The sequence below is a fragment of the Sinomonas terrae genome, from assembly GCF_022539255.1.
Classification (GTDB): Bacteria; Actinomycetota; Actinomycetes; order Actinomycetales; family Micrococcaceae; genus Sinomonas; species Sinomonas terrae.
Map to the genome: position 1 here is coordinate 3,131,131 of NZ_JAKZBV010000001.1, position 24,913 is coordinate 3,156,043.

Consider the following 24,913-nt stretch of genomic DNA (forward strand, 5'->3'; position numbering starts at 1 on the left):
GGCCGAGCCCCTGGCAGAGGCAGCCGCCGGCTTGGAGACGGCGGCCGCAGCGGACAGGCGCGGCACCTGCGTGAGGGTGCTCGAGCATCTGGTCGCCACGCAACGGTCCCTGGAAGCGACCCTCGGGCCTCTGGCTGCAGCGCACCGGCCCCCGTCCGGCTCCGGCCCCGACGGCGATCCCCGCGGAGGCGCTCAGACGGCCTCCGAATTGGAGGACGCGGGCATGACGGCCGACCTGCTGTTAGAAAAGCTCGCTAGGGTCCTCAACGCCCTCCCCTGAGCGCTCCTCGGACGGGATGGCTCAGGCGGCTTCCATTCACGCACCCCATTCCCGCCCCAACCCGTACATCGGGACCCATGGGTCGCTCGCCGGGGCAGCCCCCAGCTAACCGATCGCCCCTCGGGATGAGGCAGGCCTGTGGCGGCCACGCCCTGAAGCTGCCAGAGGCTGCCCACTGCTGGAAGTCTGGAAGCGGGCCCCCGTGCATGCGACAACGGCATGCCGGCTGAACTCTGCTAGGCGCCATAGGGCCGACGTTCACGACGCAGATGCCGGTCTCCGGGACCTCGGTGTGTGGGACGCCGAAGGGCCATAGCCGGGGCCACCTGACCGTCCACGGCCTCCCAAGACGGAGATTTCCACCTCGTGCCGCAACACCCCGACGGCTTGCCTTCGGGGACAACGGCCGTGAACCATTCCACCGGGGTGGTGACGCGTGTCGACGACGGAGTGAAACTGACCCTGTAGCGACGGCTTGGAACGGACCCCCTGGCTGAGGCTAGGAGGGTGATTTCTTTGGAGGATTGGGCAGAGATCCGCCGTCTTCATCGGGCCGAGGGTGTGCCGATCAAGCAGATAGCCGCTTCGCTGGGAGTTGGCCGGAACACCGTTCGGAGGGCTCTGCGTGCGGAGGGTCCTCCTTCTCGTGCCCGTGCTCCTCGGGGGTCGGTGGTGGACGCGTACGAGCCGCAGGTTCGGGTCCTGCTGGCGCGGTTCCCGAAGATGCCCGCCACTGTGATCGCCGAGAGGATCCAGTGGCCGTATTCGCTCACGACGCTCAAGGACCGCGTCCGCGCGATCCGTCCCGAGTACGTCGGCCTCGATCCGGTGGACCGCACCAGCTATCGGCCCGGCGAGGTGGCCCAGTGCGACCTGTGGTTCCCGGAGCCGAAGATCCCCGTGGCGCCCGGCCAGGAGCGCATGCTGCCGGTGCTGGTGATGACGCTCGGCTTCTCGCGGTTCATGCTGGCGGAGATGATCCCGTCCCGGCAGGGCGGGGACATCCTGGCCGGGATGTGGTCGCTGGTCAGCAGGATCGGCCGGGTCCCCAGGACCCTGGTCTGGGACCGGGAAGCCGCGATCGGCGGCACGGGGAAGGTCACCGCCCCTGCGGCGGCGTTCGCGGGGACGCTGGCGGCGAGGATCCTGCTGGCCCCGCCACGGGACCCGGAGTTCAAGGGCATGGTCGAGCGCGCGAACGGGTTCCTGGAGACCTCGTTCCTGCCCGGGCGGGCCTTCGCCTCTCCGCAGGACTTCAACGCCCAGCTGGCCGGATGGCTCGAGCGGGCGAACGCTCGCACCGTCAGGGCCACCCAGGCCCGCCCGGCCGAGGCCCTCGAGACGGAGCGGCCGCACATGCTCCCGATGCCGCCGGTGGCCCCGGCCATGGGCCTGCACCACCGGGTGAGGCTCTCGCGGGACTACTGCGTGCGCGTTGACTCGAACGACTACAGCGTCGACCCGAGGGCGATCGGCAGGTTCGTCGAGGTCAAGGCAACGTCCTCGGAGGTCACCGTGCACTGCGACGGCGCCCTGGTCGCCGTCCACGAGCGCTCCTGGGGCAGGTACCAGCTGGTCGCCGACCCCCGGCACCGCGAGACCGCCAAGGACATGCGCCGGGCCCTGGCCGCCGAACGCCGCAAGGCCCAGCCGCGGCGGCACGCGGACGGGCACCCGGTCGCGCTGCGCGCCCTGCCGGACTACGACGCCCTCTTCGGCGTCGACTTCGACCCCGCCACATCGATCAGGGAGGCATCGACAACATGACGCCCGCAGCCACCACAGCCCAGAAGGACTCCCCGGCCCAGCCGGCCGAGGGCATCCCGTCCCAGCTCGCATACCTCACCCGCGTGCTCAAGACCCCGACCATCGGCAGGGTCTGGCAAGAGCTCGCCGCGCACGCCAGGGACGAGAACTGGTCCCACGAGGAGTACCTCGCAGCCGTCCTGCAGCGCCAGCTCGCCGACCGAGAGAGCGCGGGCACCACCATGCGGATCCGCACCGCGCACTTCCCGGCCGTGAAGACGATCGAGGACTTCAACCTCGACCACCTCCCGTCCCTGCGCCGGGACCTCCTCGCCCATCTGGCCACCGCGACGTTCGTGCCCAAGGCCGAGAACGTGATCCTTCTCGGCCCTCCCGGAATCGGCAAGACGCACCTGGCCATCGGCCTGGGCGTCAAGGCGTGCCAGGCCGGATACTCGGTCATGTTCGACACCGCCAACAACTGGATCGCCCGGCTCTCCGCCGCCCACCACGCCGGGGTGCTCGAAGCTGAGCTGAAGAAGATCCGACGCTACAAGCTGATAATCGTGGACGAGGTCGGCTACATCCCCTTCGACCAGGACGCGGCCAACCTCTTCTTCCAGCTCGTCGCGACCCGATACGAGCAGGGCGCCATCCTGGTCACCTCGAACCTGCCCTTCGGCCGCTGGGGCGAGACCTTCTCCGACGACGTGGTCGCCGCCGCGATGATCGACCGCCTCGTCCACCACGCGGAAGTCCTCACCCTCACCGGAGACTCCTACCGCACCCGCCAACGCCGCGAACTCCTCGCCAAGGACAACCGCACGGCCAACGACTGACGAGCCCCGCGGGGGGTCCATTCCAATCCGTCGCCAGGGGGTCCCTGGGCGCAGGCCCTGACCGAAGCTAGGCCCAGAACGCGTCACCCTGCCCGGTGTCCTCGAAGTACTCGCGGCCCTCGATCACCTTTCCGTCCCGGATCCGGAAGGTGATCACGCCGTCTGTGTCGAGGGTCCTGCCATTTGCCTCGGCGTGGTTGTGCTGCAGCTGGACGGTGTGGGATTCCCCTCCGATGATTTCGTTGACGATGACCTTCAGGGTTCCCTGCGACCGTCCCCCCAGTTCGGCGAAGTACGCCAGGATCTCCTTCCGCCCCCGCTTCACGCCAGAGAGCACTCCGCTGCCCGAAGCATGCCAGACGGCGTCCTCCGCGAACAGTTCGCGCAGAGTCTCCATATCGCCTGCATTGAACGCCTCGTCTCCTCGCCGCACCAGCTCAACGTTCTCTTCGGCTCCCATCTCAGCCACTCCTCACTCATCTCCCGGTCTCCCTGGACGCTCAAGGGTATTTCCCAGCCGATACCGCTGTCGATGGATCGAATAGCGGTCCTCGCCTTCACCTCACAGAGCAGCCAGAAGAGAAAACCGGGGAGGAGCAGGACGGACAGCAAGCACGGCCGCCCTAAGCCTTGATCCACCGATGGGGTTTGCGGGAGGCATGGCGTAATTAAAGGCGAGATGCCCGCCATCTCAGGGAAAACTGGACTTGCTACAGAACCGGTCTCCTGAGGATGAGAGGGCATCTCGTAGGTGTTAGTTTCCCACAGTCCCGCCGCGGTGGCGGTGTCCTTCGACGAGCCGAATCTGGTCTCCGCTGCGGGGCTGGTGCCGGTGATGCGCTTGGCCGAGGCAGCTGGTCTCCAAACCCTGGCGGACGAGCATCTGAGCGTGCCAACGGACAAGGGCGCCAACGCCGGGCTCAAGCTCGCCGCGCTGGTGGCCGGGATGGTCGCCGGGGCGGACTCGATCGACGACATGGCCCTGCTGCGGCACGGGGGCATGAAGAAGCTGTTCAAGGTCTGCTACGCGCCCTCGACCCTAGGCTCGTTCCTGCGCGCCTTCGCGTTTGGGCACGTGCGCCAATTGGACGCGGTCGCCGCCCGATTCCTGGCGAACCTGGCCGCCCGGGCACCGCTGCTGGGGAACCCCGAGGAGGGGGACTTCGTGTTTGTGGACGTCGACGACACGATCGTCGAGGTCCACGGCTACGCCAAGCAGGGATCCGGGTACGGGTACTCCGGGGTTCGCGGGCTGAACGCCCTGCTGGCCACCGCCACCACGAAGGACACCGCCCCGGTCGTCCTGGCCCAGCGCCTGCGCAAGGGGGCCGCGAACTCCTCCCGCGGGGCCTCCCGGCTGGTCGCCGATGCGCTCTCGGCCCTGCGCCGGACCGGCACCGCCGGGCGGGTGCTGGTGCGGGCCGACTCGGCGTTCTACGGCCACCCCGCCGTCTCGGCCGCCCGCGCCGCAGGGGCCGAGGTCTCGGTCACGGTCCGTCTGGACCCGGCCGTGAGGCGCGCCGTCAGCTCCATCCCGGCCGAGGCGTGGACGACGATCGAGTACACGGACGCCGTCTTCGACGAGGCCGCCGGCGCCTGGGTCTCCCGCGCGGAGGTCGCCGAGGTCCCGTTCACCGCGTTCGCCTCCCGGAAGAAGGCCGAACGGGTGAGCGGGCGGCTTGTCGTGCGCCGGATCCCGGAGCTGAACCCCAAGGTCCCCGACGGGCAGGGCACCCTGTTCGAGATCCACCGCCACCACGCCTTCTTCACCACCGTCTCCGCCGAGGACCTCGGCACCGTGGCCGCCGATGCCACCCACCGGGCCCATGCCGTGATCGAGCAGGTCCACGCCGATCTGAAGGACTCGGCCCTGGCCCACCTGCCCTCCGGGAAGTTCGCCGCGAACTCGGCCTGGCTCGTCGCCGCGGTCATGGCGTTCAACCTCGCCCGCGCCGCCGGGACCCTCGCCGGCACCGCGTTCGCCAGAGCCCGCACCGGCACCATCCGCCGCAAGCTCGTGAGCGTCCCGGCCAGGATCGCCTCCAGCGCCCGGAAGATCCGCCTCCGCCTGCCCGAGACCTGGCCATGGCAGGCCGCGTGGGAAAAGCTCTTCACCACCGCCCACGCACCTCCGGCCACAGCGTAGGAACCCGCCCGCAGCCGGCAACGGCCAAACCGAACTCCAGTGGAACACCCCGGCAGCGAGGCCGGCCGATGTCCCATGCCCAGCAGCCAAAACCGCGACCGCTGCCGAGAACTACTCAGGAACGGCCGCGGATCGGTGGATCAAGGCTAAGCCAGCCGGGCAACGCTCCCGGCCGCAGTCCGCCGTCGAACTCTCACCGGAGCGACTCAGTCCGGGTGCACTGCTGGATGTATGGCCCCCCGCGAGGACGCGACACGCGGACTCCCGGGGTCGGGGGCGGATCTTCTGGGCCTGCGGGCCCTTGTGTCCGTGCCCCACCTCGTACTCGACCTTCTGGCCCTCGTGGAGAGAGCGGAAGCCGGGCGCGTCAATCTCCGAGTAGTGGGCGAAGGCTTCCGCCCAGCTGTCGTCTGGGTCGATGGGGCCATCCTTGCATACTTTGACGCGAGACGTGCTTTGACGTGTGTTGCGCTCAGGGGGCGTCCCCGGGTGTGGCCGGCCATGAAACGCAGCAGAGACTCCGACCGCCCGATCCTGAACGAACTCGGACCGGCCTGCGTTCAAGGAGGTAGAAGCTCAGTGGCCGGGGCCGGCAGCGCGGAGGAACGGTCCCGGACCTCCAAGAGGCCCCCGACCTCGTGTCTTGCCCCGATGTCTACCGAATCCTCTTCGACCCTGCAGACGTTCGACCAAATCTGGCTTCCCGGCTGGTCGCTCGCCCGTTCGCGTAGCCGCGATCGCCTCAGGGCGCTCGGAGCGAAGGACTTCTGCCGCAGCCTGCAGGCCCGCTCAGCCAACGGCCGCTCCCAGTCCCAGCGCGACGCCGGAGAGTGTGTCGGGGAGCTGTTCGGACTACGGAATCGCTCAGCCGAACGGGCGCGGGGAGTGCAGACTTGCCTCATGGACTCGGGAGGCGGTTCGTCGATCAGGTTCGCGGAGCTGCTGGCGGCGTTGTCGCTGGCGACGGATCTGGCCAACGGGTTCCCCGCGGAGAAGGGGCTGCGCAACTGCTTGCTTGCGGTCCTGATCGGGCAGGATCTCGGACTGGGCGAGGAGGAGCTGGCAGACGTGTACTACTTCGGGCTGCTGCGCTCTGTCGGGTGCACTTCCTTCGCCTTCGAGGAAGCCGCCGCGGTCGGCGATGACAGGAACTTCCGCAGCACGTTCGCGGGCCTGGATTCCTCCAGGCCCTCGGACATCCTGCGTCGGGCCGTCACGGGCTTGGGCGCCGGGGCAGGCATTATCGGGCGGGCACGGGCCGTGGGCGGGTTCCTGGCCGGCGGCAAGGAATTCCAGGTCGCGATGAGCCAGGCGAACTGCGAGGCGGGGGCGAGGCTTGCCCAGCGCGTGGGAATCGGCGGGCACGTCCCCGCGGCGTTGGCCCAGGTGCACGAGCGCTGGGACGGGAAGGGCATCCCGAACGGGGTCGCCGGAGAGGACCTCGAGCTGTGCGCGCGCATCGGGATGCTGGCCCACGACGTGACCGTCCACCGGGTAACCCGTACCCGCGAGGAGGTGCGTGCGATGGTGCGGGAGCGGGCGGGCGGCCAGCACGACCCCCAGATCGCCGGGGCGTTCTTGGGTCGCAGCGAGGAGATGCTCGACCGGATCGAGAGCGGTTCGGCGTGGGAAGCGGTGATGGCGCTGGAGCCCTCCTCGTCGCCGTGGCTGCCCGATTCGCGCACCGATGCGGTGTGCCGGGCACTGGCGGACTTCACCGACCTCAAGTCCCCCTACATGCTGGGGCACTCAACCGGGGTCGCCGAGCTGGCCGAGGCCGCGGCCGGCGCACTGGGTTTGCCTCCGGCCGAGGTCGCCGCCGTGCGGCGGGCCTCGCTCCTGCATGATCTGGGCCGGGCAAGCGTCTCCAACGCGATCTGGGAGAAGCCGGGCCCGTTGTCGCCGGCGGAGTGGGAGCGGGTCCGGCTGCACGGCTACTATACCGAAAGGGTGCTTGGCGTCTCGCCCTCGCTCCGGCGCCTCGCCCGACTGGCCGGCAGCCACCATGAGCGCCTCGACGGCTCCGGGTACTTCCGGGGAGATCCCGCCGCGTTGCAGACACAGCAGGTCCGGCTTATCGCCGCAGCGGACGCGTACCATGCCAAGACCGAGCCCCGACCGCATCGACCCGCCCTCCCGCCGGCAGAGGCGGCCCTTTGGCTGGCGCGGGAAGCGGCCGAGGGGCGCCTCGATACCGATGCGGTCAGAGCCGTGCTGGGCAGCGCGGGGCAGCCGCCAGCCCCATGGAGGCGCACCCTGCCCGCGGGCCTCTCGGAGCGCGAGGCCCAGGTGCTGCGTCTGGCGGCCCGCGGGACACCGAACAAGGCGATCGCCGCCGCACTGTTCATCTCCGAGAACACCGTGAAGACCCACATGCGGCACATTCAGGAGAAGGTCGGGCTCTCCACCCGGGCCGGCCTGGCGCTGTTCGCCATGGAGCACGACATGTTCCGCCCAAACAATCACCCGCCGGGGTGATTCCCCTCCTCGGCGGTTGAGGGACCCTCGTGCTGTCGGAACCGATTCGAGTGAAGGAGCCACCGATGAACAGCACCAAGGAAGCCGCCGACCGCCACGTCTCAGCGTTCAACGCCAAGGACCTGGACCGGTTCGTCGGCAACGAGACCGAGGACATTGAATTCGTCATCCCCGGCGGCATCATCCTTCACGGGCGAGACCAGGTCCGCGACTACATGAGGCTGCTCTGGGAAGCCTTCCCGGACCTCACCATCACCGAGGCCTACCAGGTGGTCTCCGCCGACACGGCGGTGACCGAGTCGACGTTCCGCGGCACGCACACGGGTGTGCTCCGCACACCTCAGGGGGACATCCCTCCTACTGGGAACAGCGTCCAGGGCCGCCAGGTCGCCGTGCAGAGAGTCCGAGATGGGCAAGTCTGCTCAGAGCACCTCTACTTCGACCAGATGGACTTCCTCGGCGCGCTCGGGCTCGAGGCGCACGCCTGACGCACTGCATCGTTGGGTGCGCGCACCAAGGGCGGCGGCAGCCGGCCCGGGTTCTCCCGGCTGCCGCGGTTGTGCGGGGCACCGACTGATGTCGCTGCGATCGCAATGCCGCGAGCGCGCGATCATGGCCGATCCCTTCGAGTCCCTCTAGTCCCATTGCCGAGGCCGGGTCCGGAGGCCGGGGGCCGCCGGCATGGGGAGGTCCGCCACGTGTGGAACGGGGGTGGATTCAGCGGCGCACCTCCGCCATCGGCCGGTGCGCCCGGCCGAGGCCTGTGGTGCGCTTCGCCGCCAAGCGCGGCCTATGATGGCGGTCCGGGCCGGAGGGAACAACGTCGCCGGCCTGGGCACGTGCGGAGGCGGCCTGGTCTTGGACATGTGCACCCTCCGGGGCATCCGGGTCGACCTGGGCTCCGGACCCGGGTGCAGACCGGCATCACCTCGGGGACGTTCGACTACAAGGTGCAGGCCCTCTGCCCTCCACAGAACCCGGGACTTGACATTCCAGCCCGTCCTGAAACTCAACCTCACCCCCCTCCAGCTCACCCTCGCAGGGGACCTCACCGTCACCGACACCGCCGCAGCGGCGTCCCCCGGGGCCGTCCCGCGCGCCCTGGAGGCGAACGGCTGGAACCTCACCGCAGCGGACGCCCGGGTCCTCTCTGCGGTGCTGCTGCTGGCCGCCCTCCTCGGCGGCACCGCGCTGGGCTACCTTTCCCGGCGCCCGGCCCCGGGCGGGGAAGGCGCGGCCATCCGGCGCCGGTACGCCTCCCTTCTGGTACGGGTCCGCCCGGTAACCACAGCCCCGGGGCGACCCGTCATCGACGTCACCAGCTTCGCGACCCTGGCCAAACTGGCCCAACGCTACGGGCTGCTCGTACTGCACTGGACCCGCAGCGGAATCGAGACCTTCATCGTGCAGGACGAGAACAACACCTACCGGTACCGCACCGGAGCGCAGGCCCCCGAACCCGAAGCATCCCGCACCCAAGACCATCCCTCCCCACGGTCGGACCAAGACGCCACAGCCACCGCATTCCCAATGGCTGCAGGCAACGGGAAGAGCTGATGCGCAGAACCGCCATGATCCTCGGCATCATCGTCCTGGCCGGCCTCGTCCTGGTCCGGGTCTCCGCGGCCACAGCCGGCAACACCTTCGCCACCGGATCCACAGTGCCCTACACCAGCTACGCCACCACCACCGTCACCCGCACCGCCCTAGGCCCCACCCTGGGCTCCGTGCAGTACAACCTCGATGCGGCCCGCACCTCGATCCTGTCCGTAACGCTGACCCTGAAAACCGCGACGGCGCTGGACACCGCCTCGGTGGCCTTCAACAACGGCCCCTCATTCGCCTGCGGCGCCGGCCAGCTCACCGGGCCCACCACCTACGCCTACACCTGCACCCCCACCACAGCGCAGCCGGCCGCAGGACTCACCTCGACCAGCGTGAACATCAGCTAACGCCGCCACCTCGGACGGACAGCAGCCAACGAGAACGTCACGACAATCACCACGGCGGTCCACAGCAGAAGGCCGAGATTCCGCGACCGTCGAGTGAACGGCGTTTGAGCTCGGCCTGATTGAAGGATCAGGGGCGCCGAACAACATCGAGCTGCACGAAGACCAGATGCTCGGTCCCGTGACCGGAGATCATCGATCAGAAGGAACTCCGTAGGCACCCCATCGGCGCCCACTGCCTCGAGATCCTCGTCGGTGCAGCCACGGCTCGTGCTCGCCTTCAACTCTTGCCCCTGCCCACCGCCTGACACTACGGGCCTTCCCGATGATCCAATCCGCCGGGCACTCAAGGGCCTTAGTTTATAGAGCCGCCTAGAACAAAGAAGGCAGCGGCGAAGATGGCGCAAAGCGCGGCCACACCCCCGGCCGCGATCCATCCGGCATATTTAGCCATTCTCTCGCTCATCGCCTCGAGCGACGGCGCGATCGAGTTGTAGAGGACGAGCCAGAACATAAAGACAATCGCAACAAGCACAAGGAACATTGCGGTATGCGTTGTCTTGCCCGTCGCCAGGGTGGCCAGCGAAAGTATCTCGCCGCCGGCGAACAGTAGCATCAAGCCCAGTGCAAAGAAGATGTTTCTCGGTCGAACCTCGGCCAGAAACCATATCCGCGCATCTTTCCCCTCCTGCACCCTCATCACCCCGCTCGAGACCGCCAACGCTATCGCGAGCGTAGGAATTATCGACGATGTGGCCTGAAAGTATTGGATGGCGATTTCGTGATGCAATGCTGACTCCACAGCTTTTGAGGGTTCATCGAGGTTAATCGCAGTAAAGGCATGAGAGCAGCTGTCTCATCCGTCGAAGTTCTCCCGGGAGAGTACCAGCGCGAGGCACTGAAACGTAAATCACCTGTCAGGATTAATGCACTTTTGCAGATACCTCACGCGCTCCGACTCGAATCATACTCATCGTCCAGGGGCGCATACCCGTTGAGTCTTCTAACCCTTTGGATACGAGACGTCTCGCTAGCCGAACATCAACAGCGACCCCATCCGCTCAGTTTTCGTGGAATCGTGCGAGTTCCCCTGCGGCCGGCGTTTCTCGCAACTATGTCTCGGAACCTTCTGGTTGAATCGCCGTATCCACCGTTGGTTAAGAGACACCCTGGAGCAGCCCATGGCAAAACTGATCGGCTACGCCCGCGTCTCGACCCGGCAGCAGTCCACCGACCGGCAGCAGGCGGACCTCCTCGTGGCCGGCGTGCGGCGCGACGACCTCTACGTCGACCACGGCGTCTCCGGAGCGCGGGCGTCACGGCCCCAATTCGACCGGGCGCTCGAGGCCCTCATCGCCGGGGACACCCTCGTCATCACGACACTGGACCGGCTCGGGCGATCCACCCAGAACATGCTCGCCTTCGCCGACGAGCTGCGGGCCCGTGGTGCTGGCCTGCGCGTGCTGAACCTCGGAGGCGGCGACGTCGACACCAAGACACCCATGGGGTCGATGCTGTTCACCATCATGGCCGCCCTCGCCCAGATGGAGCACGAGATCAAACGCGAACGCGTCATCGACTCCGTCAGCAAACGCAGGGAAGCCGGCAAGGACCTCGGCGGCCGCCCCCGCCGGATCACCGACAGCCAGATCAGGAACGCCATCCGCCTGGTCGAAGGCGGCGAGCCCGCAGCGCAAGTCGCAAGGGACCTCGGAATGTCCCGGGCCACCTTCTACAGGCGCTCACGAGCGCTCACGATCTGACCAGCCCCACACCCTCAACCCAGCTTCGGCCGCTCGCCCTCAAGGCCGAAGCTCCCAAGCCGGTCCCCTCGCTGGCTGCCTAGGCCGTCTTCCCGTCCAGCTGCCCGGGCAGCTTGTAGACGAATTTCTCGAGCGCAGCCCGCCGTTGCACGAACTCATCTCTTTGGCCGCACAGCCATTGAAAGATGGTCGACTGGTCCTCAAATCCCTGCACGGGTGTCCCGAGGTCGAGGGCTTTGGTGTAGGCGTAGTACTTAGCGAGGGCATTCCAGATGTCCGATTCGAGGGCGTAGACCGCAGCCCCACGAAGACGCTCTGTGGTGCCCTCAATCTCCGCCTGCTTCCCGGACAGCGCCATCCCGTCCCGGGTCGGCTTGAGCAGCCTGTCGATCGTCGCCGCCGAGACGGCCAGCAGCTGGGCACGTCTGTGCTCGGTGAGCCGGTGCGCGTCCTCGCCGAACTCGCCGTGCTCCTCGAGCTTCGGCAGCCACAGCGGCATCGTCGCTGCGAGGTACTTCCCGGACGGCTGGCCCGCGAGCCGCCACACCCGGATCAGGAGCCTGAGGGTGTCGTACCCGTACGTCCGGGGCCGCGGCGCGCGCTTGACCGCACGCTGGGAGCGCTTCCGCGCCGCCGCCGCACGGACCTGGCGGCGGGCGTTCGCCCTCGACCAGCCGGTCGTGGCGACCAGCTCGTCGAGCATCCGCCCGCGCTCCTTCTTCGACGCGGCCGCATACCCGCGGGCGTACTTCTTCGTGATCTCACGCCTGGTCGCCATCGACAGCTCCGATCCCATACCGGCCAGCAGACTCCAGCGCCCGCACCGGGACCGGCATTTCGCGAGCAGATCCCAGATGAGGCATGCGCCGCGTTTCGCGAGCACCTTAGAGGAGTCAAGTCGCCTCATTCCCATGGCGCGGGCCCGGTTCTAGGATGTGGGCATCCAAGACCGGCACTGACGGAGAGGACATGACCGTGGCTGTCATCGAGCAGGTACGCGAGGGAATGCCCGTGGTCGGGGCGGATGGGAAGAAGGCCGGCAGGGTCGAAGACCTCAAGATGGGCGATCCGGAAGCCGTGGCCGCCGAGGGCCAGGCCGTTCCCGAAACCGGGGGCGCGGGCGGCCTCATCGACGACTTCGTTCAGATCTCCAGGCTGCCCAGGCACGTAGCAGAGAGGCTTCTGCGGCTGGGCTACGTGAAGATCGACAGGCCCGGCCTGTTCGCAGGCCACGAGTACGTCGCCGCGGACGAGCTGGACCGGGTCGAGGACGGCACGCTCTGGCTCAAGGCAGGCCAACGCGCCGACCAGTGAGCCCCAGAGACGCGGGGGTTCCTCTGAAGGGGCCATGAAGTGGCCTTCACCGCAGAGGGCCTCGAGTGGGCCAAGGCCCTGGCCGAGAAGATGGCGCGGAGAGCAGGCGGCCCCTTCCACAGGGTCAGGGAGGCGGTCCTCTCCGACCGGCGAACCCGTCCACGGAATACTCGCGCTGGATGCGTGGCCTCGGATGGATCGACAACCCCGATGCGAACGCGTGAGAGCATCGCGGGCCTTCCCACCCGCTGTCGGGCTCCTCCAGAGCCGGGCTTCTGCAGCAGGAGCCCGGGACAATCCCCATGCGCTCCGGCCCGGGGTGCAGCCTGCACCCGCCGCGGGCCACGCCCATTGCGGGCGGGAGTCCCGTCGGACTGGCAGTGCCCAGGCTTCGTCCTGTCTGACAGGGGATGATGCCCGCCTCGCATCCCCTTGCATCTGCCCCCCGTGGTGTATCTAGAATCGTCACGCCCATCAGGGGCAGACCGGATATGCACGGACCTGACCGAGGGTTTGCAGCGAGTCATGACCCAGGAGGCTGCACTGTTGCTGAAGCGGAAGGGACCTCCTTTGGCCCGAACGGAGCACGGTGCCGGGGCGGTCGGCGACGGCCGGCCGCGGGCGCATCGGCCGGCCGTGCAGGAACAGCACAGGCAGGGCGGCCCCGCGGAGCGGCGCAGGGCCGGGAAAGCAGGCCAGGAACCTGATCGTCGGTCACGTCAGGAGGCCGCGTCATCGGCCCTGCGCTGTGCCAGGAGAGAGGCCTTACCAGGACAGGGGGAAGGACGGGATGAAGTACCACGATTTCCTGAAGCGCGTGGAAGAACGCGGGGAGTACACGGATCCTGCCGACGCCGAGAAGGCTGTGCGCACGGTCCTGGAGGCCCTCGGCAGGCGCCTGACCGGCGCGGAGAGCCACCATGTGGCCTCCCAGCTGCCCGCGGAACTGAAGTGGTTCCTCGAGCAGGCGCCCGAGCCGGCCGAGAAACTGGGCCCCGAGCAGTTCATCGACCACCTCAGCGCTGGGACCGGGGAGAGCCGCGAGAGCGCGAAATGGGACGCCAGCGCCGTGCTGACCACGCTCGGCGAGGCGGTCACCGGCGGGCAGCTGAACCAGATCCTGAGTGAGCTTCCTTCCGGCTACGCCGTGTACTTCGGCAAGCCAGAACTTGCCTGACCCCGAGCGGGACTCCGAGGCCACTACCGGGACGGCGGCCTTGATGTCCGCGTCGCAGTGCGCCTGAACAGGGCGGGACAAGCCCCACAAGAGGCTTCCACGCCAAACGGCGTCTAGCGGCACCACCGACTCGCCATCACCTTCAGGCTATTGGGCAGAAGCTGGCCCACCGAAGAGAGGACAGCCATGGACGACCAGTCACTGTATCCGGACGAGGCGATCAGCACCCTGCTGGGCGTCGAGGGACTGCCTGGGGAGGCGCGAGGGCAGCTCGAACAGGCCCTCGGCGGCAGCTACGCAGTCAGGTGCACGGCCCTGCACCTGGTGCTGAAGGGCCTTCCCCAAGGGGCAAGGCACTCGATGACCGCAGAACAGCTCAGCGTTGTCTCCCTCGGAGGCATCGCCGCTGCGGAGGCCCTCGCCGACCGATGAGCGCACCCCGCAGTGCGGGTCCGTGGGGCTGGTTGGACAGCGTCCTTCCATGAAGACAAGTGAGAGGAGATCACTATGAGCAGCAGCGACAGGAACAGGATCGTGGTCGGGATCGACGGCTCGGAGGCCTCCTCGAGCGCCCTCGCGTGGGCGCTCGAGGAGGCCAGGCTCCGGGGAACGGGACTTCGGGCCATCACTGCATGGCGCTACCCGGTCCTGGGCGATGCCACCGCAGTCGTCCCGGATCCTGAGGCCTTCAGGCAGGATGCCATCGACACCCAGGCCGGGCAGCTTGCGGCTGCGGACGTGTCGGGTGTCCCGGTCGAGAGCGTGGTCGTCGAAGGGGATTCCTCGCAGGTTCTGCTGGACGCGGCCCGCGATGCCGACCTGGTCGTTGTGGGATCGCGTGGCCATGGCGGGTTCGCAGGGCTCCTCCTCGGGTCCGTCTCGGCCCAGCTGGTCCACCACGCCACCTGCTCGGTCGTGGTGGTCCGGCCCGTCCAGGGCAATTCCAGCTCCGACGAACCAGGATAGGAGAAGCCCGCTCCCCCGACGATTCTTCCGCTGCCCCCGGGGGCTCTGCAGAAGCCGTGGCACGCGGCCCGGACCCCGGTCCCGGAGGGGGCCTGGGGCGCGGCCTCTGCCAGGTCAGGCGCGGCTGCTCCCCCCTTATGCCGAAAGGGACTTTATGCACCAGATCGGGCCGCTCTGGCTCGAAGAAGCCGGCGGGAGTACCGTGGCCCACATCCAACCCGATGGGAGGCACCGAGGATGGGACTCGAGGACAAGTTCGACGCAGCCGGGGACAAGATCAAGGGCAAGGTTGAGGAAGCAGTGGGCAAGGCCACCGACGACGACTCGAAGGTCCTCAAGGGCAAGGCCGAACAGGCCAAGGGAAGCCTGAAGGACACCGCCGCCGACATCAAGGCCCACGTGAAGGAGACCGCGGAAGAACGCCGCGCCGATTCGGACGACGGCCGCCCAGCCCCGCGGGGCGAGGCCGCCGGGTAGCCCGCCCCCGTCCACCCGGCGGGAACCCCCGTGGCCGCGGTCAAGCGATTAGGACGGCTGGCGGGAACATCCGCGACCGCCCGTGAAGCGGATGGTGTCCCGGGCCGTCCTCACGGCCCGGCCGGCCGGGAGGAACTCGACGCCCCCGGTCCCGGCCCGGCAGCGCCCATCGAGAGCGATTACCGATCCAGGAGGAGAAATGCCTTCCGCAGACAGGATCCCCGACCCAGAGAGGACAGGGACGACCTTCCCGCCGGGAGAGCCGCCCGTGCCCTCGGAACCGACCCCGGGCCTTCCCCCGGACCCCGGCCCTCAACCGGTGCCCGAGCCTCCGGGAAGGCCCGAGCCCACCGTCCCACCGGGCACACCCGACCCCGACCTCCCGCCGGACCCTTGGAGGCCGCCTCCGCCCATCCCCTAGATCCGGCAGCAGCAGGAGGCTCCGCCGGACACCGCCAAGCGGTATCGGAGAGCCGCTGCTCGTTGGCGTCACTGCGCACCGGGCCCTGTCTGCGCTGCCCACCTCCTCACCGCGCCTCTCCCGCCGGACGGGCGTCGGCAGCCCGCCCCTGTTGAGCACGCGCCCCTCCGATCGGGCGGGGTCAGGCCTTCGGCGGCCAGTCCCCCTGGGGGCGGGGTGGAGGCCGACATGGGCAGGCAATGATTGCCCGCATCTGTCTCCGGCTCCCGGTCCCCTCTCTGTCCAGGAGAAGGAACCCAAGTGGGCGGTGAACAGCAGGAGCGCTTCGGGCTGATGCCCAGGAGCCGGCCGATCCCCGCCCCGGGGAGCCCCTTCCCCCAGTAGGTCCAGGACCTGCTGCTCCCGCCGTGCGAGGGAGAACTCATCGGCCGTGCCCGGCGGCGCCGCTGCGTCGCCTCCTCGTGGGAAGGCGGCCTCCAGCAGGCGCAGCATCGGCTGGATGTGCTGCGCAAGCTCCAGCTCGCTGTCCGTGTAGTCCAGATCGAGACGGTTCAAACCCCATGCGCTTCCCACCCCCGAGGCAGGGTCCGCCGTCATGAGGGCCAGCTTGCGGTTGACGCCATAGGGTGTCAACGGCCAGTTGGTTTTCCCCGTGGACGGCCAGTTGTTCTCCCCGGTGGCGGCCATCTTTCCTCCCCACGTATGGCCAGTTGATTCCCCGGTTCGGGTTTGGACTGTCTGTCGGGTCAGCGGAAGGGCGTCACCCCCTTGCCGGAGGCGGCTTGGGCGAGGCGGTAGGACTCGCCCTTGGTCTCGACCCGGTGGGCGTGGTGCATGAACCTGTCCACCGTCGCGGTCGCGATGGTCTTGGGCATGATCTCGTCGAATCCGGCCGGGGCGAGGTTCGAGCTGACCGCCATCGCCCGGCGCTCGTAGGCGGCGTCCACGAGGCGGTAGAACCCCTCGGCGGCGTCTGGGGAGACCGGGAGCAGGCCTATGTCGTCCACGATGATCAGATCGCTGCGCACGACCCTGGTCAGGGCCCGGGCGATGGAGTCGTCGGCGCGGTGCTTGCGCACCAGGGCGCCGAGATCCTCGATCCCGAACCAGGACACGATCATGCCGGCCTCGACTGCCGCGTGGCCGAGCGCCTCGCAGAAGTGCGACTTCCCAGTCCCCGACGGCCCGTAGATCGCGAGATTCTCCCGCCGGCGGACCCATTCGAGGGACTTGAGTGCTTCCTGGGTCGGGCGCGGGATCGGGGAGAGCTCCTCGTCCCAGTCGCCGAAGGTCTTCCCTGCCGGGAAGCCGGCGGATTTGCGGCGGGTGATCAGGTTGGCGCGGTCGCGGCCGGCGACTTCCTCCGCGAGCAGGACCCGCACGAGCTCGGCTGGGTCCCAGCGCTGGGCCTTCGCGGTGGGGATCAGGTCCGTGAGCGCCTTGCGCATGTGGGGCAGCTTCAGCCGGCGGGTCAGCTCCAGGGCCTCGGCCAGCGGGTCGCCGTGGGCGCGGGCGACCACGGTCTGCATCGTTGTGATCGTCACCGGTCCTCCTCCTCGCCCGTCATGTCGGCGGCGGCGGGCTCTGAGCCATCGAGGCGGCCCCAGCCGCCCGTGCCCGGCTGGAGGGAATGGGCCTCGGAGGCCCGGGAGGGCTCCACGTGGGCGAGCCCGGCCTGGTAGCCCAGGATCGAGACCAGGTCCCTGTCGGCGAACCTGCCCGTCGTCGCGGCCGTGCCCAGGGCCCGGTCGACCTGGTCGGTGCCGTAGAGCTTGGCGAACGCAACGGCCTCGGCCATCTTCGCGCGGATCCGCCTGGCTCCCGCGGCGGCGGCCTCGACCAGCCACGCCTTGGCACCCGCGCCGAGCATCAGGAACGCTGCCTCCTCCGGGGTGGTCGCCCTGGGCTGCCGGTCCGCGGCCTCATCCGCCCGGGGCGGGTAGTGCGCGTCGTCCAGGACTGGGGTCCCGGGACGCCCGGTCGCATGCCGGGCCACCTCGCGGGCCTCCCCGCGCTCGGCCACGGAAGTGACGATGACCTCCTCGCCCGCCTCGCGCACCCAGACCCTGGTGTTGGCCAGCTCGTGCGGGACCGAGTACCGGACCCCGTTCATCGACACGGTCGCGTCCCAGTTCACCCGGCGGGTGGTCCCGAACACCACCGTGAACGGCGCCTTCGGAAGCAGATGCAGCCGCTCCCGCTCCGCAGCGAGCATCGCCGCCGGCGCCTGCCGTGTCTCCCGGTGCGGGCGGGCGTTGACCTCGTCGCAGAAATCGTGGCACGCCTTCTCCAACTGCCCGAAGGTGCGGTACTCCTCGAGCAGGTTCGCCGCCGTGGGCACCAGATCCGCCTTCGAGATCCGCACCGTGGACTCCGAGCCGCCCTTGGACTGCGGGTCGGCGGGAACGCAGGTGCGCACGGTCATCCCGTAGTGGCGGCCCATCTCCACGATCTGCGGGTTGCGCACCGCGACCCTGGCGATGTGGTCGGCGGTCACGGTGCGCTCGTTGTCGGTCAGCGCGAACGCCGGGACCCCGCCCATCCTGCGCAGCGTGGCATCCATGCACGCCACGACCGTCGGCAGGCTCTTGTCCCAGATCGGGATCACGACGCGGAACCGCGACCACGCCAGCCACGCGCACCACAGCAGCGTCGCCCGGCCCCCGATCCTCGGCCCCCATCCGTAGTCCCACTGCAGCCACAGCCCAGGCTCGACGATCCAGGGGCGGAACACGCGCCGCCGCCCCGCCGCGAACTGCGCCTTGGCCTCCGCGACCGTGCGCCTCGTGGTCCTCTCCGCGCCGGCGAACCCCATCGCGACCAGCCGCTCATGGACCACATCCGCCCGGACCCGGCCTCCCGAGCGCTCGACGAGTTCTTCGATCTTCGGCAGGAACCCGTCGATCGGCCTGGCCCGCTGCCCCTTCTCGCGATCCGGCCCTCCGGCAGCCCGCAGCTTCACATACCTGGCCACCGTGTGATGGTCACACCCCGCGAGCTCCGCCGCGGCACGGTAGCTGCCGGTGAGGTCATACGCCTCAAGAATCTCCATGATCTCCTCGTTGCTCTTCATCCGCGATCATCACCACGACCGGCGGAAGGAATCCCGCACCCGGGGAGAACAACTGGCCGTGGACGGGGAGAAAGAACTGGCCGTCAGCGGGGAACTATCTGGCCGCCAATGGGGAGAATCTCATGGCCGCTGACAATAGGGGCGGAGCAGTACCCGGTAGGTGCGTGTCCGGTAGAGGGCCAGGTCCGTGACGAGGTCGCTCAGCCGCCTCGGCGCCCACAGGCCCGGCGTGGCGTCGCGCAGGTAGCTCAGGAGAATCGGGTGGTCGTCGCAGACCGAGAGGAACGCCTCCGAGAGGTTGCCGTCCTCGTACTCCGGAAAGCTCAGAACCCGTGCCGAGGGTGTGCGGGCGTCGAGGATGTTGTAGACGACGTGGTCCGAGGGGAAGAGCTTCATCAGCATCTCGCTCGCCGCGCCCAGGTACTCGCCTCGGTCGGCGAGCCCGGCGAGCTCGGCCGCGAGGCCTGCCGCAGGTTCCATCATCGGCACCCCCAATCCGGCCTCCGGGGTCCACCCGGCCGGTGCACGCAGTCCCGGCTCCTGGCACCCATGGAGGCCTCCGGGATCCCAGTTCCCCCCGATCTCACGAGGTTAGGCAGTCCCCGGCCCGTGTACAAGCAGCATTCACCACTTGTGCATGTACAAACCGCTGAAGCGCGAGCTATAGTCTCAGATGCACGACCTCTCCCTCGATGGCGTGCGTACGCTGCCGCCCCGGTTCCCCCGGCCGGGGCGGTTTCCTTCTCCCAGCCTCCGAGGGGCCGGTACCGGGACGGCGCTGCCTCCCGCTGCTCACCGGGAGCGTCAGTCGTCCTCGCCGCCGGCACGGAGCCGGAGACGGCCCCGCGCCGGAACGGCGCCCAGGCGCCTCCTGGCGGCAGGCACAACCGCACGGGCGTCCTATGATGCCCGAATGGACCCCGAAACCCCTGCCCGGACCCCCGCCCCCGAGGGCGCGCCCGGGGTGCGGGAGCGGATCGTCGAGGCCGCCTACGCCCTGTTCTCCCGGCGCGGGGTGCGGGCGGTGGGGGTGGACGAGCTTGCCGCGGCCGCGGGCGTGGTGCCCTCGACCCTCTACCGGCACTTCCGCTCCAAGGACGACCTCGTCCTGGCCTACCTGAAGCGCCGCTTCCAGGAGCGCCGCGCCGCCGTCTCCGCCGCCGTCAGCGCCGCCCCGGACGCCGAGGAGGCCATCCTTGCCGTCTTCGACGTATTCGCCCGATGGTTCCGGACAGGCTCCCCCGAGGTCATCGGTTTCGTCCAGGTCTTCATCGAGATGGGCCCCGGCCACCCCCTCGGGCGCGCCAGCGCCGCCTACCTCGCCCAGAACCGCGCAAGCCTCGAACGGACCGCGGCCGCGGCGGGTTGGCGCGACCCCGAAGGCTTCGCCTGGTCCTGCCACCTCCTCCTCCAGGGCGCGATCATCGCCCACGAGGAAGACGACCCCGATGCGGCCGGACGCGCCCGAGACCTCGCGGCACTGCTGAGCCCAGCACCACCGCCGGCAGCCGGGCCCCTGACGGGCCTCCTACGAGCCGGCTCCCGGAACGTCCCCAGGCTCCGTCAGCAGAACTTCATCTGCCGTTAATAGACAGAACCTTAGGTCTGCTCACAGACTCCTTGCCATGGCAGAGATCATGGCAGCTGGGGCCATGGCCGCGCTGACCGAGCCCTACGCCGGCGAGGAGACCCTCGCCGGCCAGGTGCTGGGCATCCTCCTGGAAGTGCTGGAGGGCCCGGGCCTGGACCAGGAGTCCAAGGACAGGCTGCGCCGGCTCATCGACACCCACGAAGGCCACCCCGAACGCGCCCTGCTCAAGCACCTGCGCTGCGTCCGCCACCACGGGGCGGCCATCGCCGAGGCAGGCTGAGGGGATGGCCGCCGGCCAGGCTCCCCTGGCGCTGCCAGCCCCGCAGCCCACCGCTGCACGGCACCCCGTCCCCGCGGGCCCTGTGTTCGACGACGTTCTCGATGACGATGACGGCGTCATTCCCGCTGCTGATGGGTTGAGCGCGAAGAGGCCCCCGCCGGGCGGTTCCGGCGGGGGCCTCGTGGTCGTGGTGGCGCGGTGGTGGTCGTGGTGTCGCTGGGGTGTGCGTCATTCGCCGGTGACCTCGGCGACGGCGGCTCGGGCAGCGGATTCGTCGACCATGGACTGGCCTTTGGCCCAGGCCGCGGTGAGGGCCTGGATCGCCAGGACGTTCACCGCCCGGGGCAGTCCCCTGGAGACCTGGTGGACGAGCGCGGTGGCGTCGTCGCTGAAGAGCGCGTCCGAGCGGCCCGCGAGGCCGAGGTGGTGCCCGATGTAGGCCTTGGTCTCCTCGGCCGTCATGCCGGCTAGGGTGCAGCGCATGGTGATCCGCTGGTCGAGGGCGGCGAACGCGCCGAGCCGGATCTTCCGCCGCAGCGTGGGCTGGCCCAGGAGCAGGGCCGCGAAGGGGGCGTGGGAGTCCATCTCCGCGTTGGTCAGGAGCCGGAGGTCTTCGAGCTGGCCGGCGTCGAGCAGGTGGGCCTCGTCCACGATCAGGACCGTGAGGCGGCCGCGTTCGTGTTCCTCGGCCGCGAGGAGCTCCTGGGCCTGGGCGATGAGCGCGTGCCGGTGGACCTTGGGCACGGCCCCGAGGGCGGTGGCGATCTGGGCGTAGATCCCGGTCCCGCCCACGGTGGGGTTGCCGATGTAGATCACCGTGTGGCGCGAGGGGTCCAGGCCGGAGACGGCGGTGCGGGCGGCGACGGTCTTCCCGGCCCCGACCTCCCCGGTCAGGACGCCGAGGCCCCGTTCCCTGATGCACCAGGAGACGCGTGCGACTGCTTCGGCGTGGGCCTTGTGGCGGTGCAGCTGCGAGGGTGCGAGCTCTTTGCCGAACGGGGTGATGCCGAACCCCCAGTACGAGCGCAGGTCATGGGTCATGCCAGCACCTCCCCGGTCGCGGCGTCCACGGCGAGCAGGCCGTCGGTCGCCTCCGGTTCGAGGCCGGGCAGGGGCAGCTCGGAGTACTGGATCCGCTCGGCGAGCTCGGCGGCGTGGCGGGCCTCCACGAGCGAGAGGTAGTCGATGCCCGTAGCTGCCGGCTCGACCGGGGTGGCCTCGTCGGGTCGGGCCTTGCGGTGGACGTGGCTGCGGATCCGGTGCGGGAGGGCCTCGCCCATGGGCATGCCCTGGTACCGGACCTCGATCCTGGCCAGGTCGAAGGGGTCGTAGACCAGCTCGACCTTCCGCCCCGCCAGCGCCGGATCGACCTCGTACGTGTTGCCCTCGAAGGAGACCGTGGCGGTCTTGGTCACCTTCCGCCATGCCGACCAGAGGAACGCCTCGTGGAGCTGGGCAGGGCTGGCGTGGGCGACCGTGATGCCGTGCTCGGCGCTGCGGGCCCAGCCGTCCTCCCACCTCTCCAGGGGCGTCTGGCCGGTCTCGGAGTGCACCCGCCGGTGGTAGACGGTCTCGACCCATGCGGTGAACTTCCGGTTCAGCTCCGCAAGGTCCTCCACCTGCCCGCCCACGCCGACCTCGACGAGGAACTGCTCCCTGACGGTGCGGAAGTAGCGTTCGATCTTCCCCCGGCCCTGGGGCCTGCCCGGGCGGGAGTGGACCAGACGGATGCCGAGGGAGGCCAATGCCCTGAGGAACTGGGCATCGACGAACGGGGAGCCGTTGTCCACGTAGACGGTCCTGGGGATGCCGCGGGCGGCGATCCCGGCCCGGAGGGCGGCCTCCATCCGGACGGTGTCCTCGCGGTGCGCCCACCGGTATCCCGTCAGCAGGCGCGTGTTGTCGTCGATGAACGCGAACAGGATCGCCTTGCCCCCGCCGACGACGGGACCGTGGAGGGCGTCCCCGGTCCAGCGCTCGTTCGGCCCCTCGGCCTCGAACCGCCCGAACACCCCATGCCCGCCCTCTCCGGCACTGGCTGGGGCGTTCAGGCCGTGGGCGGCGAAGTGCCGCTGCAGGGTCCGATCGCTCGGGGCCCACCCGGCGTGCTCGCGCAGGACCGCGGCGACCTGCGCCGCCGTCCGGGACGGGGCCTCCCGCTTCAGCGCCACGGCCGTGGCCAGCACCCCCGCAGCCGTGCGGGGAACCACGTTCCTCGGAGCCGGGACCAGGGCGTCGAACCCTCCCGTGCGCCATGCCCGGATCCACCGGTCCAGCGTCTCCCGGGAGACCTTCACCGGGGCACCGAACGGCCCCCTGTGCTCGGCCGCGGCGAGCTCCCTGACCAGGGCCCCGCGCTGCCTGGCCGTCAGGGACGGATCGGCGGCCTCCCGGATCACGGCATACCGGAACAGTCCGACCGCCCGCGCCCTCTCGGTGCGGGCCTTCTCCTCGTCGTTCTTCTGGGGCATCTCCCACCATTCCTTGTCACGGCGCGCACGGTTGCGCGCCGCGACGAGGCTCCCAGACCGCCTCGGCCCGGTATCAGGGGCAGCTCGTGTTGCGCCGGGGACCGGGGAAGGCCGGGGAGAGCAGGAGCCCGCCCGTGACGACCGAAGCCAGCGTCCACGACGACACCGCGACGCCGGCACCGAGGCGGCGCCGGGCGGCCGAGCCTGCCCGGCCGATGGCCTCGAGGGCGTCGGCGAACCCGCCCCCGTGCGAGGGCGGCATCGGTCCGGCGAGAGGGTCGAGCTGTCCCAGCAGGGCCGTGAACACCCGGACTGCTTCCGCATTGCGTCCGAAGGCCCGCATCCAGCCACGCACAGTCCCCTCCGGAACCCCGATCTCGGCGGCGATGCGCCGGTGGCCGGCACCTCGGGCCTTGGCCACCAGCGCAGACCCGATCACCCGTGCCGCGTCGGCCCGCCGCGACAGGGCCGTGGCCGGCAGCAGCACATGCGTCCGGCCGCAGCCGCGGCACCTGGACCGGCGCGGCCTCGAAGCCCCCAGACCACGCACCACGCGACGTCGGGCAGAACCCCAAGGGCCCAGGCTCCCGCCGCACCCGCACGCCATTCTCCCGCCACGAAGCCGACGCTCGACGGCATCGGCATCGACGCCTACGATCTGCATGGGTGCACTCCTATGCACCAAGCAGCGGTGCCTCCCGAGACCCTGCAAAAATCGCGGGAGGGCCGCTGCGGCCACTGATTACGCGGCCAGTCTCGCCCATGACGTCGTCACGATGGCGTCGCCGAGGACCGCGACACGGAAGATGACCACGATCCCGGCCCGTCCCCACTGACAATGACGCCGAAGACTCAGAACACAGCCATCAGGAACGTCGGTGGACAGCCCTGGCAGGAGCAGCGGATCCGCTCCGCCGCCTCGGCACGCCAGCGGCGCCGGACCCCACCAGGCACGACCAGGGCAGGCACGCCCCCGGGGCGACGCCCGCTCCGGGCCACCGGCCGGGACGGCACTGCCCCTGGGCCGCTTCAGGTAAGCCCGCCACGGCACCCGCCGCCCTCGCCCCGCCCCGCCCCGCTCCGGGGAGCGTCCGCCGCGCCCGCCTCCAGGAATTCCAAGCCGCCCACGGGCGCCTCCCCTCCAGCGGCCGCAGCGCTTGCGTTGAGGAGCGGAGGCTGGGAATGTGGCTGTGCCGGCAGCGCCGGCTCCATCGGGACGGGACCTGCCCGAGGGCGGAGGCGGCCATGCTCGCCCAAGCACCCTGGGCCCCGGCTGGGAACTGGGCAGCATGCGCCCCTCCGCCTGGGCAGCCGCCACGGGTGAGACCGGCGGAGCCCGCAGCAAGGCCCTCCCCCTCTAGCGAGGCCTCGCCTGTGCCCTCTCGGGTCCAGGGCGCTCCAGCTCGAGGATCCACAGGTTCCCCGAACTCGTCGTCTCGCACGTGAGCTTCGAGAGCAGCCGCTCCAGCAGGGCCAGCCCGCGCCCGGTCTCGGCCTCATCCCCCGGAAGGCCCCGGCTGCGCCCTCCAGGACCGAAAGGCCACGCGTTCAGCTCCGCGACGCGGGCGGCCAGCCGGCCGGGGCCGATCTCGACCCGGAACTCGAGCACTACCGGGACGCTGGGGTCGAGGGGCCGGGCATGCCGGATCGAGTTGGCGACAACTTCGACGACGGCGAGCTCGAACGCGGACTGCTCCGCCAGCCCGACGTACGGCGCAGAAGCCCAGATCCTGGCCAGCTCCTCCTGCACCCGTTCGACGAACCCCGGCTCCGCCGCTCCTCGCGCCGCGCCCCGCACACTGAGCTCGCTCAATGCCAGACACCCCTCCGCCCTGCCGATAGCCCCGCCGCCCCGATCCCCGAACGGCGCGCTGCCGGGAGCAACGCACGCTCAGCCAGAAGAGCCTTCCCCAGAAGGAAGGAACTCCAATCGGAGGGCTCC

The 24,913-nt window shown here is 69.8% G+C and carries 27 protein-coding genes; 16 read left to right on the top strand and 11 right to left on the bottom strand.

The genetic code is table 11. From position 1 onward, the window contains the following. Nucleotides 1-31 precede the first annotated feature (31 nt). From L0M17_RS14420 to istB (L0M17_RS14430), 3 genes are all read left to right on the top strand, one after another. Nucleotides 32-280, top strand: coding sequence for a hypothetical protein (locus tag L0M17_RS14420; protein ID WP_241054770.1), 249 nt, complete (start codon nt 32-34; stop codon nt 278-280). A gap of 507 nt (nt 281-787) precedes the next feature. After that, entirely contained in the window at nt 788-2,047 is a 1,260-nt protein-coding gene (istA, locus tag L0M17_RS14425; protein ID WP_241054771.1) for an IS21 family transposase, read from the top strand. After that, entirely contained in the window at nt 2,044-2,865 is an 822-nt protein-coding gene (istB, locus tag L0M17_RS14430; RefSeq protein ID WP_241054772.1) for an IS21-like element helper ATPase IstB, read from the top strand. Before istA (L0M17_RS14425) ends, istB (L0M17_RS14430) begins: the two co-directional genes overlap by 4 nt. A 67-nt stretch (nt 2,866-2,932) precedes the next feature. Here istB (L0M17_RS14430) and L0M17_RS14435 read toward each other — a convergent pair whose 3' ends face one another. Beyond that, nucleotides 2,933-3,325 carry a nuclear transport factor 2 family protein gene (locus L0M17_RS14435; protein ID WP_241056463.1) on the bottom strand — a complete coding sequence of 131 codons (393 nt, stop codon included), beginning with the start codon at nt 3,323-3,325 and terminating at the stop codon, nt 2,933-2,935. 291 nt (nt 3,326-3,616) lie between these two features. Between L0M17_RS14435 and L0M17_RS14440 the strand changes: the two genes are divergently transcribed. After that, nucleotides 3,617-5,011 carry an IS1380 family transposase gene (locus tag L0M17_RS14440; RefSeq protein ID WP_241054393.1) on the top strand — a complete coding sequence of 465 codons (1,395 nt, stop codon included), beginning with the start codon at nt 3,617-3,619 and terminating at the stop codon, nt 5,009-5,011. Between the two features lie 111 nt (nt 5,012-5,122). Here L0M17_RS14440 and L0M17_RS22950 read toward each other — a convergent pair whose 3' ends face one another. Beyond that, complete coding sequence (locus L0M17_RS22950; RefSeq protein WP_372498026.1) at nt 5,123-5,575, bottom strand: cold-shock protein; 453 nt, start codon at nt 5,573-5,575, stop codon at nt 5,123-5,125. An 87-nt stretch (nt 5,576-5,662) separates the two neighbouring features. Here L0M17_RS22950 and L0M17_RS14450 point away from each other — a divergent pair, with 87 nt between their 5' ends. The 4 genes from L0M17_RS14450 to L0M17_RS14465 all read left to right on the top strand — a co-directional run bounded on the left by L0M17_RS14450 (nt 5,663) and on the right by L0M17_RS14465 (nt 9,441). Then, nucleotides 5,663-7,489: an HD domain-containing phosphohydrolase gene (locus L0M17_RS14450; protein WP_241054773.1), complete on the top strand. Its 1,827-nt coding sequence runs from the start codon at nt 5,663-5,665 to the stop codon at nt 7,487-7,489. A 65-nt stretch (nt 7,490-7,554) separates the two neighbouring features. Beyond that, nucleotides 7,555-7,977 carry an ester cyclase gene (locus tag L0M17_RS14455; protein WP_241054774.1) on the top strand — a complete coding sequence of 141 codons (423 nt, stop codon included), beginning with the start codon at nt 7,555-7,557 and terminating at the stop codon, nt 7,975-7,977. A gap of 496 nt (nt 7,978-8,473) precedes the next feature. Continuing rightward, entirely contained in the window at nt 8,474-9,046 is a 573-nt protein-coding gene (locus L0M17_RS14460) for a DUF5305 family protein (protein WP_241054775.1), read from the top strand. Continuing rightward, complete coding sequence (locus L0M17_RS14465) at nt 9,046-9,441, top strand: hypothetical protein (protein WP_241054777.1); 396 nt, start codon at nt 9,046-9,048, stop codon at nt 9,439-9,441. The genes L0M17_RS14460 and L0M17_RS14465 overlap by 1 nt, the downstream gene beginning before the upstream one ends. Before the next feature lie 352 nt (nt 9,442-9,793). Here L0M17_RS14465 and L0M17_RS14470 read toward each other — a convergent pair whose 3' ends face one another. Next, nucleotides 9,794-10,240: a hypothetical protein gene (locus L0M17_RS14470; RefSeq protein ID WP_241054779.1), complete on the bottom strand. Its 447-nt coding sequence runs from the start codon at nt 10,238-10,240 to the stop codon at nt 9,794-9,796. A gap of 379 nt (nt 10,241-10,619) precedes the next feature. Between L0M17_RS14470 and L0M17_RS14475 the strand changes: the two genes are divergently transcribed. After that, the gene (locus L0M17_RS14475) at nt 10,620-11,201 is read left to right on the top strand and encodes a recombinase family protein (RefSeq protein WP_241054781.1); all 582 of its coding nucleotides are present in this window, start codon (nt 10,620-10,622) and stop codon (nt 11,199-11,201) included. Nucleotides 11,202-11,280: 79 nt separating this feature from the next. Here L0M17_RS14475 and L0M17_RS14480 read toward each other — a convergent pair whose 3' ends face one another. Next, entirely contained in the window at nt 11,281-11,997 is a 717-nt protein-coding gene (locus L0M17_RS14480) for a hypothetical protein (RefSeq protein ID WP_241054783.1), read from the bottom strand. Nucleotides 11,998-12,170: 173 nt separating this feature from the next. Here L0M17_RS14480 and L0M17_RS14485 point away from each other — a divergent pair, with 173 nt between their 5' ends. From L0M17_RS14485 to L0M17_RS14505, 5 genes are all read left to right on the top strand, one after another. Further along, nucleotides 12,171-12,515 (top strand): hypothetical protein, encoded by a 345-nt coding sequence (locus tag L0M17_RS14485; RefSeq protein WP_241054785.1) that lies wholly within the window; start codon nt 12,171-12,173, stop codon nt 12,513-12,515. 790 nt (nt 12,516-13,305) lie between these two features. Further along, nucleotides 13,306-13,692, top strand: a complete 387-nt coding sequence (locus tag L0M17_RS14490; RefSeq protein ID WP_241054786.1) for a DUF2267 domain-containing protein — start codon at nt 13,306-13,308, stop codon at nt 13,690-13,692. 186 nt (nt 13,693-13,878) lie between these two features. Further along, nucleotides 13,879-14,124 (top strand): hypothetical protein, encoded by a 246-nt coding sequence (locus L0M17_RS14495; RefSeq protein WP_241054787.1) that lies wholly within the window; start codon nt 13,879-13,881, stop codon nt 14,122-14,124. 75 nt (nt 14,125-14,199) lie between these two features. Continuing rightward, on the top strand, nt 14,200-14,658 hold the full coding sequence (locus tag L0M17_RS14500) for a universal stress protein (RefSeq protein WP_241054788.1): 459 nt from the start codon (nt 14,200-14,202) through the stop codon (nt 14,656-14,658). 237 nt (nt 14,659-14,895) lie between these two features. Then, nucleotides 14,896-15,135, top strand: coding sequence for a CsbD family protein (locus L0M17_RS14505; protein WP_241054789.1), 240 nt, complete (start codon nt 14,896-14,898; stop codon nt 15,133-15,135). 1,167 nt (nt 15,136-16,302) lie between these two features. Here the strand turns inward: L0M17_RS14505 and istB (L0M17_RS14510) are convergent. The 3 genes from istB (L0M17_RS14510) to L0M17_RS14520 all read right to left on the bottom strand — a co-directional run bounded on the left by istB (L0M17_RS14510) (nt 16,303) and on the right by L0M17_RS14520 (nt 19,112). After that, nucleotides 16,303-17,100: an IS21-like element helper ATPase IstB gene (gene istB / locus L0M17_RS14510; RefSeq protein ID WP_308196793.1), complete on the bottom strand. Its 798-nt coding sequence runs from the start codon at nt 17,098-17,100 to the stop codon at nt 16,303-16,305. Then, nucleotides 17,097-18,629, bottom strand: coding sequence for an IS21 family transposase (gene istA, locus L0M17_RS14515; protein WP_290427285.1), 1,533 nt, complete (start codon nt 18,627-18,629; stop codon nt 17,097-17,099). Before istA (L0M17_RS14515) ends, istB (L0M17_RS14510) begins: the two co-directional genes overlap by 4 nt. 120 nt (nt 18,630-18,749) lie before the next feature. Further along, nucleotides 18,750-19,112: a hypothetical protein gene (locus L0M17_RS14520; RefSeq protein WP_241054790.1), complete on the bottom strand. Its 363-nt coding sequence runs from the start codon at nt 19,110-19,112 to the stop codon at nt 18,750-18,752. A 430-nt stretch (nt 19,113-19,542) separates the two neighbouring features. Between L0M17_RS14520 and L0M17_RS14525 the strand changes: the two genes are divergently transcribed. Both L0M17_RS14525 and L0M17_RS14530 read left to right on the top strand, forming a co-directional pair. Continuing rightward, nucleotides 19,543-20,217, top strand: coding sequence for a TetR/AcrR family transcriptional regulator (locus L0M17_RS14525; RefSeq protein ID WP_290427286.1), 675 nt, complete (start codon nt 19,543-19,545; stop codon nt 20,215-20,217). Between the two features lie 37 nt (nt 20,218-20,254). Beyond that, a complete protein-coding gene (locus L0M17_RS14530) occupies nt 20,255-20,500 on the top strand; it encodes a hypothetical protein (protein WP_241054793.1) in 246 nt (81 codons plus the stop codon). Between the two features lie 228 nt (nt 20,501-20,728). On the opposite strand, the gene L0M17_RS14535 is transcribed toward L0M17_RS14530, so the two are convergent. The 4 genes from L0M17_RS14535 to L0M17_RS14550 form a co-directional block, all read right to left on the bottom strand. Further along, complete coding sequence (locus tag L0M17_RS14535; protein WP_241054794.1) at nt 20,729-21,541, bottom strand: ExeA family protein; 813 nt, start codon at nt 21,539-21,541, stop codon at nt 20,729-20,731. Beyond that, nucleotides 21,538-22,971, bottom strand: a complete 1,434-nt coding sequence (locus L0M17_RS14540; RefSeq protein WP_241054796.1) for a DDE-type integrase/transposase/recombinase — start codon at nt 22,969-22,971, stop codon at nt 21,538-21,540. The genes L0M17_RS14535 and L0M17_RS14540 overlap by 4 nt, the downstream gene beginning before the upstream one ends. 73 nt (nt 22,972-23,044) lie before the next feature. Then, nucleotides 23,045-23,635 carry a hypothetical protein gene (locus tag L0M17_RS14545; protein ID WP_241054798.1) on the bottom strand — a complete coding sequence of 197 codons (591 nt, stop codon included), beginning with the start codon at nt 23,633-23,635 and terminating at the stop codon, nt 23,045-23,047. Between the two features lie 693 nt (nt 23,636-24,328). Further along, nucleotides 24,329-24,784, bottom strand: a complete 456-nt coding sequence (locus L0M17_RS14550; RefSeq protein ID WP_241054800.1) for an ATP-binding protein — start codon at nt 24,782-24,784, stop codon at nt 24,329-24,331. Nucleotides 24,785-24,913: the final 129 nt, after the last annotated feature.